The following is an 11,906-nucleotide window of genomic DNA, read 5'->3' on the forward strand; positions in this document are numbered from 1 at the left end:
TTTCTCTCTAAAAAATAACAGCTAAAGTTCGATCATCGTGATTACCGGGACTCCAAAAATCCATCCATGCAGATAGCTGATCAGCAATTTTTTCATTATCAGACTGGAAATTGACTCCCGCACCATCTTCATTGTTGCCCTTCAAATCTTCTACAAATGTTTTCCAATTTTCTAGCTTTTCCAGATTGGCTTCCACAACAAATTTTGCATCATAAATTCCATCGGTCATGAGCATAAGATAAGAGAAATCTTCGATTAATGTAAAGCCAAAACGAGTAGAAAATTTTTCACTCGTAAAAATTTCCGGCATGGTGATAAATCTTGTTCCTCCACCAAATTCGCCAACATCGAGCCAATTCATTAACTTGAGGTCGGTTAAATCTTTGTTCAATAAACCTATCGGACAATCGCCTACGCCAAATGTTAATATGGCATAACCGAAATCGTATTTTTTAAAAAGTGCAAAAATCAAGGTACTGTGAAAATCTTTTAACGGCCTTTCTGTTTTTGTAGCGAACTCTTCTATTTTATAATGGGCGAATTGAGCTGCCTTTGATAGGTTATTATAAACGAAATGGCTAATCTTTTTTTGTGCATCCTCTCCTATTTTATGATGATAATCGAAAAGAATCTGATCAAAACCCCTAAGTTTCTCTTCATTTAAATGATCGGAAAAATATTCGATTACAGCGTCACAGGCAATTTTCGATCCTTGGCGAGCTAATTTTGCACTTCCAGCACCATCAGCAACACAAACTATACTCCAGCCGTTTTCGTCAAAGTTCTTGAAAGCATAATCATCATCTCTAAATGAACCCACGTTGGCATGGCTTCTTCCACGTTTTGAAGCCACAACAATATGTTTATCGCCTATCGGCTGAAAATCATTTGTATTATCCTCTTTCCAATAATTAGCAACTTTCCAATCTTCATCTTTGCCCTCATTACTGGCAATATTTTTCCATAAAGATTTTGGATTGGCATTCACAACTAAAGAAAGCATTTTTTCATGTGCCTCGGTATCTAAATCTTCCCCTAAAACATTAAACTTCATTTTAATTTTGAAATCGCCACTTAAGCTCGGGTCGCCTTCAATTACATTTAAAGTTGGGTTGAAAGTTAAACCATATTGCTCCAATCCCTCAAATTCAACATTTGTGATATCACTGAAACCTAACTTTTCAAACTGTAGGTTTGCATAATAGGGTTTCCCAACGGTTGCATTTGGAATGACAATTTGCTTGGCTAAAATATCTTCGATTTTGTTTTTCAAAATCCATTTATCTACCATAATTTGTTGCTTTTTTTTAATCAATTTTACGGCATCAATATTAAATGTTTCGTTAACATATTTTTCAAAAATATGCTGCCTTGCGGCTGAAACCTCAATGTTTTTGCTCTTGAGCAGATTTTGTATGTATTGTTTAGTTTCGAGCATGATTAACCCTGTGCTCTTCCTACATCAAAGCCACCTTCTCCATATCCATAACTACCAAAATTACCACACCAAGGGCAAGTACTCATGGGTTCGTTGCCGATACAATGTATTTTTTGGCATACACAAACTGCCAATCCAAACTGATTGCCACAACATGGACAAGCGGGTGCTCCAATCAACTCTTCGCTATTCACTTTCTGCTGTACGGCACTTTCATCGCAGTACTCATAGTAAGAATTATCTACTTGAAAGCCGCCCACCAACCGATAAGCTTGTGTTTGTAAATTCAGACCTTCAAATCCCGATTCATTCATTACCTTTCGGTATTTCATTAAGTAAGGACGTTTGGTATTTTGGCATTTGGCCGATAACACTACATAATTGTTATCGATATATTGCGTATTTGCTGGTGCTTTTGAAATATCGATTTTTGAAAGGGTATCACCATCCATCTTAGCCAGTTCAAAGCCCGATTTATTATTTTCTACACTGATACTACTCGTTTTAATGGAATCTGTTACCCATTTGAAAAACTTGTTGTAATCTTCGCCAGTGGCATTTTTAAAATGTAGTACATTTTCTGTTAGTTCGGATAGCACTCGGGTGTCCGTACTATCGCCAAAAGAAATAGCCACCATATTTGCAGTACGTTGCCAGTTTTGCTTCCACTCAGAAATTGCTGTTTTAGTATCATCAGTGGGTACACCATCGGTAAACAAAAATACGATAGGTTTCCAATCCCCCTTTTGTTCCATGGTGGTTTTTACAATATCTTTTCGCATCTGGTACATTAAATGCCCTAGGCCCTTACTTAATGAAGTGCCCCCACCAATTGGAAATTTTGGTGGGTAAAAACTCACCACCTCCTGCAATGGCACTAACGTTTTTGCCTGGCCTGCGAAAACAATAATCGAGATCCATACGGTTTCAATGGCATAAGGATCAGTTTTTATAGCTTTTATGATAGTCGCCATACCTTCTTCAACCTGCTGGATTTGGTCTCCAACCATCGATTCGGAAATATCTATTAAAAAATAAATGGGTAATCTTCTCATATTAAAAATAGTTGTTTAATAGCAAAAGTATAATCAGTAATACAATCTGAGTCATATCAACCGCCAAGCCTTGCCCTACTTGAAATGGTTTTATTAAAGTTTTTAGAAAATTAAGAACAGGCTGAAAAAATACCTTGAAAAAAATTAAATGCACTTTTATATCTGGTATTTAGCTTATCCTTATGGGGTAACAATTTTGAATATAAAAACAGGCCAACTATTAATACATTTAGAAAAATCCTGAAGGCTAAAATCATACAAAAATGGATTTCCGAATTTCTCCAGCAATGATTTTGTAGCTATCCTTTACACGTTCGTTATAGCTGGAACAGCCATAAATGAGTATATTTTTGCTATCTCCTAAATGGTTGATGGAAAAGTAAGTAACCACATCATTATGAACTTCCTTCATTTCTCCGGTTTTGGTTTTGCGATCAAAAACATCTACAAATCCGACGCTTAAGTACAAACAGTTGCCCGCCAAACGGGTAGCCAATAAACTAAATTTCGCATGATGACTATTTCTCAAAGTACGTTCAATGTGATGCAGATTTAATTTATCAACGCTAAAAGTTTCGTAGCAATTTACTATTCCATCTAAAGTCCCATCTTGAAAAGGATCAAGCGGTTCGTTGTAGCTGTATTGCGCAGGAACATTGTGGTCTTCTCCACCAGAGGATATTTTAACAATAAAACCAATGATGGTAATTGCTAAACTGATTATGCCAAGTACGTCCATTTAGATTACCATTGTTATTTCGCTTGGTGGGGGCGGTAGTGCTACACTTTCTCCCGTTCCCTGGCTTTTGTTACCTTGTTCGATGGTTTCTGAAACCCATTTAAAAAACTGCTTCAGTGTAGAACTGTCGGCAGTATCCAAATGAACAACATCAGGTGTGAGTTCTTTTAGAAGTGCATCATTTGCAGAATGTCCGGCAGCACAGCCAACAATTGCGCCGAAGTTTAATGATTTTATTTTTGGCACCATTTCACGATACAACTGCAAATCGCTAGGTTTTCCATCAGTGAAGAGAAATAAAAGCGGCTTCCAATCTCCCTTTTGCGTAGCATTCCCTTTGATCAGATCATTTTGAACTTTCTCATATAACATATCCAAAGCCTGGCCTGTATGGGTTGGGCCACTTTGCGGACAAGTAATTTCAGGAAGCTGAAAAGATGCTAATTCGGTTAAAGAAACGATTTCTTTCACCTCACGATCGAAAGTGATCATCGAAATCCAAAGCGAATCCAGTGCCTGTGCATCGGTCCTCAAAGTATTAATCATCCCACTTAAGGCGTTGTTCAAAGCCTGTATCGGCTCTCCATACATGGATCCTGAAGTATCAATTAGAAAGTAAACAGGTAGTCTTCTCATAATTTTCTGTTAAACAACGATATTCAACTCAGATGGTGGCGGAGGAAGTTCTTTCAGCAAACTAATTTCCTTCCCTGCATCTTCAACTTTTGTAGAAGTTACACCAATTGAAGCCGTTACCCATTGAAAGAACTTGCCAATACTCGCAGAATCTGCTGTATCTAAACTTACAACATTATCTGTAATTTGTTTAAGCACAGCGGTATCTGCCCCTGATCCTGCTGCACAGGCAACAGTGAAAGCGACTTTTTGCTTCTTAAATTCAGCCAAACCGGGCAACCAATCATCGGTTGGTACGCCATCGGTCATGATAAAAACTAATGGCTTCCAATCTCCTTTTTGTTCGGTTGTAGTTTTGGCTACTTCATTTTCAATTCTGTTGGAAACCAATCGTAAAGCTTCGCCTAAAGCCGTAACTCCAGTAGCTTTTAAATCGACCATTTGGAAAGATGCCAAATCGGTGAGCGGAATGATTTGTTGCGCAACACTATCAAAGGTGATCACACTTAAAAAAGCGGTTTCAATGGCTTGAGGATTTTGTCTTAAGGAACTAATCATCACCTGAACTCCATTTTTAACGGCTTCTATAGGCTCTCCACTCATCGAACCTGATGTATCTAGCAGCAGGTAAACGGGTAATCTTCTCATATAAAATTATTGAGGAATATTGTAAGTGTTGGCGGTTTCGTTGTTATTATTTGGCACATTGTAAGTGCTACCATTATTATTTTGTCCAGGAATATTGTAACCAGTTCCTGTACCATAAGTAGGATCGTTTTGATTTATATGCGAAATAATTTCGGCAGTATAATCTTTGCCTCCACTTAAAATAGTATAAATATTTTGTATAGTATAAACCGGACCCCATGGAATTCCCCACCATCCTAAGAAAAAGTTGGTAAACAAATGCCCCAAACCAGGTACCACCCTACTTTTACCGGGATGGATAAAATGGAAATCAGATGGATTATTGAATGTCATCACCACTACTGAGATGCAATATTTATACATTACAAATTTTCCGCCCTGTGCTACCAAACTTCTAATTTGATCGCCAGATAAGCCTTCTATATTTTTAATGTTCATTACAAATAAGATTTAATAATTAAATGGATGGTTTGCCCTAAAAATGTATCAGGTGTTGGATCGCCAATGGCGTCGAATTTCCATTCATCATTACGTTTGTACAATTTGCCCAAAATCAGCGCTTTTTTACCTGCATAACTTTGTTCGGCAGAAACGTTGTAAGACGCAAAAACTTCTTTCACCTGTGTCGGTGTACCTTCATACATTCTAATTTTTGAATATGGAATTTGAGAGAAATCCTCTTTCCCAACATTATTCAAAAAGAAAAATATTTTAGAAACTTTTGGGTCAATTTTAGCTAAATCGACTGTGATAATCTCATTATCCAATCCATCATCGCCACCAGAATCTCCTTGCAAGTCATCGCCAGTATGCCTCAAAGCACCATCCAACGAAACCAATTTCCCTTTTGGCAAACCAAATTGCTGTAAAAAATCAATATTGTACAGCGGCGAGTAGATATGATCACACAAATTGTTGTTTTCATCGATTAGAATGCAACTTAAATCTAAATCTACGCTTTGTTTATTGGTAGATAAGCCGAGAAATCCTTTTGTTTCTATTGCTCCCCAGTTAACGCCTACACAAAAACTGGTGAGTTTCGCACCGGTTTCTTTACGTAAATCAATTTTCTGCCCTTTTGATAAATTAATAGCCATCCTTTAGTTTAGTTTTAGTTATACTTATTCAAGAAAAATTCAAGCCCATCTTTCATCCCGGCACCTACGGCCTCAAATTTCCATTCGTTATTTCGTTTATAAATCCTTCCAAATTCTACCGCTGTTTCAATTGAAAAATCTTCTTCCAACTCATATTTAAGTATCTCGGTTTTGGTACCATCGAATATTCGGATATAAGAATTTCTGATTTGCCCAAAATTTTGTCGCCTGTTTTCAGCATCGTGAATGGTTACCACGATACAGATTTCAGCAGCAGTTGCTGCAATTTTTGAGAGGTCGACTTTTATTTGTTCATCATCACCATCGCCATCACCAGTTAAATTATCACCAGTGTGTTCAACCGCCCCATCTGGCGTTTTCAAATTATTGTAGAATACGAAATGCGCATCGGATAATAATCTCTTATTTTCACCTAATACGAAAATCGAAGTATCTAAATCGAAGCTAGTACCAGTTGATGAACTATTGGTATCCCAGCCTAATCCGACTGTAAATTGTGGAGCACTAATTGATTCTCTTTGCCCCTTTTGCAGGTTAATTGCCATATTTGGTTGTATTTTAGCTTGAAGTTATCTTTGCTGAATTTGTGTTATAAAATCTATTTAGTTCGCGTATTTTTTTAAAACTTCCAAAAAGCTATCTGTTGGATGAGGCTCTCCAATGGCTCGGAATTTCCAGCCATCATCTTTACGATAGGCCTCAGCAAAAACCATTGTACACATACCATTTAACGAAGCATCGCCAGAAAGGCTGTATCTCGTAATTTCTTTCCCTTTTGCATCAACCGCTCTGATAAAGGCATTTTCAACCATGCTAAAATGTTGGTTGTTCTGCCTCCCTTGATAAATCGAAACCACAAAAACAATCTTTTGATAAATGGGATTCAAGGCATCTAGTTTAACAATAATCTGTTCATCATCGCCATCGCCCGCTCCTGTTCTGTTATCACCAGTTAGCCAAATATTACCCGATGGATGTCTCATGGAGTTAAAGAAAATAACATCTCCTTCGAAAAGACCAACCTGACGGCCGTTTTGGTTAACGGTTCTGCCCAAATTCATGATCTTATCGTTTCCATCGAGCAGAAAAGCAATGGCGTCTAAATCGAACTCTTCCTCCTTAGGACCAAAAAGTTTCCCTAAAAAGCCTGTGTTTTTTTGTCGGACATCCCACCCCAAGCCCATCGTCACTTTTGATAAATCGAAAGATTCCCCTTTATCATTTTTTCGGAGATCAATAGTTTGACCTTTTACTAAGTTAATAGCCATACAGAGCGTTGTTAATTTATTTTATAATTTGACCTTTGAAATATTTTGATAAAAAGAAAGATAAATCTTCACGATACCCGATTCCTGAAGCTTCGAATTTCCATTTACCTTCACGTTTATAAAGTCTGCCAAATTCTACACCAGTTTCAATAGAAAAATCTTCGCCCAACTCATATTTTGCCACTTCTTCACCGGTGCTATCATCAACTATTCGGATATATGAATTTCTAACTTGCCCATAATTTTGTTTCCGCGTAATGGCATCATGGATGGTTACTACAAAAAGAATCTCCTGGATATTGGTATCAACCTTCGACAAATCAACCTGAATACTTTCATCATCGCCTGTAGCGCTATTTCCTCCTGTCGGATCATCGCCTGTATGGTGTAAGGCATGATCAGGTGAATCTGTATTGCCATAGAAAATGAAGTACTCCTCCACAGGAATTAGTCTGTTTCCATCAATCATAAAAGCCGAAGCATCCAAATCGAAATCATAGCCAGTACCTTCATTTGGATCCCAGCCTAAACCAACAGTAATTTTAGATAATCCGATATCAATTTTTTGTCCTTTTTGTAAATTAATAGCCATTGTTAAATTTAGTTTTTGATGTTTTATGTTGTAAAAAATGAGATGTACGCGAAACTCAGCTACATAAAAATGCAGCGAGACGCTGAAAAGATCGAATCGGATTAAAGCCGACGCAAACAATCGTAATAAAATAAATAGGGATAGAATTGGTTACAGCGACAAGGGTTGAGCGCTAATTTTTACATCCTGTAACTGGGTTTATCTGTTTAAATGTTTCCTAACAAATATATTATTTTGGATTTTAATTGCAAATTTCCTACTCAAAAATGTTGTAAATTTTGGGCTACAATCCATACTTTTTCATGGCTACCCAAAGCTTTTCGTCCATTTGATAAACATCAGGGCGATATTCTATTTTATTGTTCTGAGCCCAGGCTGTGAAATAAGTAATAATTAATGGTACTGGTTTTTTTGGACCAAACCAAGCTGGTTTAAGTTTAAATGCTTTCGTGGTATCGGCTTTCGCTGCCATGCGCTTTTTGTACCATTTGTTATGCGTACTGTCAACCGGTGGCAAATCTACCTCTGCCCTAAGTTTATCATAGGTGTAACCATCGCCAACCAATTTTTCGGCAAACTCAAGTGGCTTTTCTACACGAACGCAACCATGGCTAATTGCTCTATTTGTTAGGTTAAAACCGTTCTTGTTATTTGTATCGTGAAGATAGATGCTGGAGCTATTATCGAATATAAACTTAAATTTCCCTAAAGCATTACCACCGCCTGAACCTTGCTTAAACTTAAAAGGAAGTTTATCGCGTGAGTACCTGCTCCAGTTTATCGTATCCGGCTCTCCGATAAGTTTATCTTTATAATAAACGTTAATGTTGCTGTTTGATAGATAGTAGGGATCCTTTCTGGCCATCCAATAAATTTCGCTTTGCGCAATACTAACGGGAATATTCCAAACCGGGTTGGCCTGTATAGAATTAATTTTACTAAACAACAATGGGGTTTCATGGTTTTTAGGCTTATCATCTAAATTTCCAGATTTGACAAATGCCTTCAACTTATCGTCGTAACCACTTTCGCGTTTACCACCCACACAAACTTTCATCGATATTACCGTATCTTGCTTATCAAACCAGGTAAGTTTAAAATCAGGAATGTTTACTTGGACATAATTGTCGCCGGTCTCAGGCATTTTCCAACGAAAACGCTCCATATTTAAGAGCAAAATACGTTTTTCATCCAATGCATCGGCCTTTAAGTATGCCTCTTGTAAAGCTTTATATTGAGCTGATTTCGGCTGAACTATACGTAAGGTATCAATTAAACTTTCAGAAGCCAGGAGCTTTGTCATCCCCAAACTATCTGGCCGCTTTACTTTAATATAATATCTGGAGAAGATATTGCGAGGGTTTACAACACCGTATTTTAAATAATTATTGTAATTAAGGTAGGCATTAGCGGATAATAATTCCAGCTTTGCAATTACCGGATAAGTTTCCTCAACATTTTTAAATTTGTTTGCCGCTAACTCAGCTAGTAAACCTTTTATTTCTTCAGTTTTAAATATTTTCGGATTAAACCCATGCACTTTACTATTTTCTAAATACGCAACTAGTGAATCTAATTCCCCATCGATGTAGAATTTTGTCACCAATTTTGGCTCATTAGTCGTGGAAGTATAATAAGCTTTAATAGTTTTAGGGTTTACAAATGATTCTGATAAACTATTCATAGTGGAAACAAACACGCTATCGAAAGCAACAGTATCAAAATCTTTATAAATCTTATTTTTAAAATGTTCCGATAGCACTTTGCCAATCGCTGGTGGCTGTTTAAACCATCCACAGGCAGCAATACAAATAATTATAGGGATAAAAAGAAAGCGAAAGTTTTTCAAAGCGTCGAGTTTTTAGTGTAATAAGTGAGCAACAGCAATTATAAAAATGCAAATGAGGCAAATTAAGTGCCATTATTTTTTGATTTACCGATGCAAACGTTATATTTGCCAATGCATATCAGCTAAAGTATTGATACTGGCAGAAATAAATATATGAATTTAACTTTGAACCATCACTTACATTTACACCATCGCCGATAGGCGATATGATATGTTTGTTTTGTACTTCAAAACTTTTTTTCCGTAAAATTATTTCTTGTTCATTCTATATTCAATACTTTGAAAACACTAAAAATTGCTATCCAAAAATCGGGTAGGTTAAACGAAAAATCCGTAGAAATATTAAAAAATTGTGGTCTTTCTTTCGAAAACTACAAGAGTTCATTAATATCGACTGTTCAAAATTTTCCATTGGAAATTCTTTTTCTCCGCGATGATGATATTCCAGAATACGTTCAGGATGGCATTGCCGATTTAGGTATTGTTGGCGAAAATGTGATCACTGAAACTCAGGCTAAAGTTGAGTATTTACAAAAGCTTGGCTTTGGAAAATGCACCCTAAAAATTGCAGTTCAAACTGGTAGCCAAATTCAAAATTTGGATGATTTAAATGGCAAAGCCATCGCTACTTCTTACCCGGTAATTCTTGAAAAATTCTTAACAGAAAAAGGAATAAAATCTGATATCAGAACCATTTCTGGTTCGGTAGAAATTGGCCCGGGTTTAGGCTTGAGCGATGCCATTTTTGACATCGTTTCTACTGGCGGAACGCTTAAAAGTAATGGACTAAAACCATTCGCAGATGTGATGCAATCCGAGGCAATTTTAATTGGAAATAAATCGATTTTAGATAACCCAGAAGTTGCAGAATTGCTGCAAAGAATCCGTTCGGTTTTAAGCGCAAAATCTAACAAATATGTGGTGCTTAATGTATCGAAAGACAACCTGCAAAAAGTTGTCGATTTATTGCCAGGTGTTAAAAGCCCGACAATAGTTCCCTTGTTCGAACCCAACTGGGTTGCTGTTCATTCTGTAATTGCGGAAGAAGATTTCTGGGACAAAATCAATAGCCTAAAAGTTGCTGGAGCGGAGGGAATTTTAGTGATGCCAATTGAAAAAATTATCACTTAAAATAGCACAAAAACCTCTAAATACCTATTAACTATTAGTTAATTTAAAATCATAACACCTTGAAAGTCTACAATTATAAAGATTTATCTACATCAAAGATCAAGGAATTGTGTTCGAGACAAATTGAAGACGATAAATTGGTTGAAGAACGCGTTGCAGATATCATTAAAACAGTTAAAAGTGATGGCGATAAAGCACTCTTTAATTTCGCCAAAGCATTTGATAAAGTAGAATTAGAAAAGCTTTATTTAGATGCAGAAGAATTGAAAGTCATTGCATCAACCATTCCTGCGGATGCGAAACAAGCAATTGAAACAGCTTATCATAACATCAAAACTTTTCATCAATCTCAACTAAAAACTGAAGATAGAATTGAAACCATGCCTGGTGTGATTTGCTGGCGAGAATCCAGGGCGATTGAAAAGGTAGGCCTGTACATTCCAGGCGGCACTGCTGTTTTACCAAGCACTTTCTTGATGTTGGCTACACCTGCAATAATTGCTGGCAGTAAAGAGATCATAGTGTGCTCACCCCCACAAAGCGACGGCAAAACTAATTGTTACCTCGCCTATTGTGCTGTGCTTCTAGGTATCGAGAAAATCTATCTCATTGGCGGTGCTCAAGCTATTGCCGCAATGGCTTTCGGAACGGAAACTGTGCCCCAAGTTTATAAGATCTTTGGTCCAGGAAACCGCTATGTTACAACAGCAAAAACGATGGTTCAAAATAAGGTTGCAATAGACATGCCCGCAGGCCCATCAGAGGTTTTAGTGATTGCTGATGATACTGCCAATCCGTCATTTGTTGCCGCTGACTTGCTAGCTCAAGCAGAACACGGAGTTGATAGTCAATCAATTTTGGTTTCTACCTCAAGTGAGTTCATAGATGATACTCTTCAAGAACTTCAAAAACAGTTATCTGATTTACCTAGAAAGGATATTGCAGCGAAAGCTATTGAAAATTCTTACGTTGTTTTAGTCGATCATTTAGATGCTGCAATGGAATTTTCTAACGAATATGCGCCGGAACACTTGATTTTGGCTACAAGCAATTTTGAGAACCTTATTCCATTGATAATCAATGCTGGTTCGGTATTTTTAGGAAACTTTACTCCAGAAAGTGCTGGTGATTATGCATCAGGAACAAATCATACTTTACCTACAAGTGGCTTTGCTAAAGCTTATTCGGGTGTGTCAACTGATGCTTTTCTTAAAAAGATAACTTTTCAGCATTTGTCGGTAAATGGATTAGAGAACATTGGAAATACTGTTGAAACACTTGCAGCTGCCGAAGGCTTGCAGGCACATAAGAATGCGATTACAATAAGATTAAAGAACAAGGATTAAAAAACAAAGATTTAAAGCAAAAAGTAGAACTAAGGCTTAAACACAAAGTCACTCATTTTTGCTGATGGTTCCTTTATCTATCACAC

General features: G+C 37.0%; 13 protein-coding genes. 2 read left to right on the top strand and 11 right to left on the bottom strand.

All coding sequences use genetic code 11. The annotated features are described in order from the left end of the window. Positions 1 to 7 precede the first annotated feature (7 nt). The 11 genes from ACZZZC_RS17860 to ACZZZC_RS17910 form a co-directional block, all read right to left on the bottom strand. A complete protein-coding gene (locus ACZZZC_RS17860) occupies positions 8 to 1,438 on the bottom strand; it encodes a PP2C family serine/threonine-protein phosphatase (RefSeq protein WP_463487796.1) in 1,431 nt (476 codons plus the stop codon). A gap of 2 nt (positions 1,439 to 1,440) precedes the next feature. Then, a complete protein-coding gene (locus ACZZZC_RS17865; protein WP_463487797.1) occupies positions 1,441 to 2,493 on the bottom strand; it encodes a TerY-C metal binding domain-containing protein in 1,053 nt (350 codons plus the stop codon). 253 nt (positions 2,494 to 2,746) lie between these two features. Beyond that, a complete protein-coding gene (locus ACZZZC_RS17870; RefSeq protein ID WP_463487798.1) occupies positions 2,747 to 3,232 on the bottom strand; it encodes a hypothetical protein in 486 nt (161 codons plus the stop codon). Then, positions 3,233 to 3,868, bottom strand: a complete 636-nt coding sequence (locus ACZZZC_RS17875; protein ID WP_463487799.1) for a vWA domain-containing protein — start codon at positions 3,866 to 3,868, stop codon at positions 3,233 to 3,235. It lies immediately after the preceding gene. 9 nt (positions 3,869 to 3,877) lie between these two features. Further along, positions 3,878 to 4,516: a vWA domain-containing protein gene (locus ACZZZC_RS17880; protein ID WP_463483397.1), complete on the bottom strand. Its 639-nt coding sequence runs from the start codon at positions 4,514 to 4,516 to the stop codon at positions 3,878 to 3,880. Positions 4,517 to 4,522: 6 nt separating this feature from the next. Continuing rightward, positions 4,523 to 4,954, bottom strand: a complete 432-nt coding sequence (locus tag ACZZZC_RS17885) for a hypothetical protein (protein WP_463487800.1) — start codon at positions 4,952 to 4,954, stop codon at positions 4,523 to 4,525. Further along, positions 4,954 to 5,613 (bottom strand): TerD family protein, encoded by a 660-nt coding sequence (locus tag ACZZZC_RS17890; RefSeq protein WP_463483399.1) that lies wholly within the window; start codon positions 5,611 to 5,613, stop codon positions 4,954 to 4,956. The genes ACZZZC_RS17885 and ACZZZC_RS17890 overlap by 1 nt, the downstream gene beginning before the upstream one ends. Before the next feature lie 14 nt (positions 5,614 to 5,627). Further along, complete coding sequence (locus ACZZZC_RS17895; RefSeq protein ID WP_463483400.1) at positions 5,628 to 6,179, bottom strand: TerD family protein; 552 nt, start codon at positions 6,177 to 6,179, stop codon at positions 5,628 to 5,630. A 57-nt stretch (positions 6,180 to 6,236) separates the two neighbouring features. Then, positions 6,237 to 6,902: a TerD family protein gene (locus tag ACZZZC_RS17900; RefSeq protein ID WP_463487801.1), complete on the bottom strand. Its 666-nt coding sequence runs from the start codon at positions 6,900 to 6,902 to the stop codon at positions 6,237 to 6,239. 16 nt (positions 6,903 to 6,918) lie between these two features. After that, entirely contained in the window at positions 6,919 to 7,494 is a 576-nt protein-coding gene (locus tag ACZZZC_RS17905) for a TerD family protein (RefSeq protein WP_463483402.1), read from the bottom strand. A gap of 283 nt (positions 7,495 to 7,777) precedes the next feature. Then, a complete protein-coding gene (locus ACZZZC_RS17910) occupies positions 7,778 to 9,343 on the bottom strand; it encodes a L,D-transpeptidase family protein (protein ID WP_463487802.1) in 1,566 nt (521 codons plus the stop codon). Between the two features lie 279 nt (positions 9,344 to 9,622). On the opposite strand from ACZZZC_RS17910, the gene hisG reads away from it, so the two are divergent. Next, positions 9,623 to 10,474 carry an ATP phosphoribosyltransferase gene (gene hisG, locus ACZZZC_RS17915; RefSeq protein WP_463487803.1) on the top strand — a complete coding sequence of 284 codons (852 nt, stop codon included), beginning with the start codon at positions 9,623 to 9,625 and terminating at the stop codon, positions 10,472 to 10,474. A gap of 59 nt (positions 10,475 to 10,533) precedes the next feature. Continuing rightward, positions 10,534 to 11,820 carry a histidinol dehydrogenase gene (gene hisD, locus ACZZZC_RS17920; RefSeq protein WP_463487804.1) on the top strand — a complete coding sequence of 429 codons (1,287 nt, stop codon included), beginning with the start codon at positions 10,534 to 10,536 and terminating at the stop codon, positions 11,818 to 11,820. Positions 11,821 to 11,906: the final 86 nt, after the last annotated feature.

The sequence above is a fragment of the Pedobacter sp. AC212 genome, assembly GCF_979258625.1.

Bases quoted from the DNA above. Each gene is read 5' to 3' on its own strand.
- ACZZZC_RS17870 (WP_463487798.1), bottom strand. From the start codon at position 3,232: ATGGACGTACTTGGCATAATCAGTTTAGCAATTACCATCATTGGTTTT.
- ACZZZC_RS17895 (WP_463483400.1), bottom strand. From the start codon at position 6,179: ATGGCAATTAACCTGCAAAAGGGGCAAAGAGAATCAATTAGTGCTCCA.
- ACZZZC_RS17875 (WP_463487799.1), bottom strand. From the start codon at position 3,868: ATGAGAAGACTACCTGTTTACTTTCTAATTGATACTTCAGGATCCATG.
- ACZZZC_RS17860 (WP_463487796.1), bottom strand. From the start codon at position 1,438: ATGCTCGAAACTAAACAATACATACAAAATCTGCTCAAGAGCAAAAAC.
- ACZZZC_RS17890 (WP_463483399.1), bottom strand. From the start codon at position 5,613: ATGGCTATTAATTTATCAAAAGGGCAGAAAATTGATTTACGTAAAGAA.
- ACZZZC_RS17905 (WP_463483402.1), bottom strand. From the start codon at position 7,494: ATGGCTATTAATTTACAAAAAGGACAAAAAATTGATATCGGATTATCT.
- ACZZZC_RS17900 (WP_463487801.1), bottom strand. From the start codon at position 6,902: ATGGCTATTAACTTAGTAAAAGGTCAAACTATTGATCTCCGAAAAAAT.
- ACZZZC_RS17865 (WP_463487797.1), bottom strand. From the start codon at position 2,493: ATGAGAAGATTACCCATTTATTTTTTAATAGATATTTCCGAATCGATG.
- ACZZZC_RS17885 (WP_463487800.1), bottom strand. From the start codon at position 4,954: ATGAACATTAAAAATATAGAAGGCTTATCTGGCGATCAAATTAGAAGT.
- ACZZZC_RS17880 (WP_463483397.1), bottom strand. From the start codon at position 4,516: ATGAGAAGATTACCCGTTTACCTGCTGCTAGATACATCAGGTTCGATG.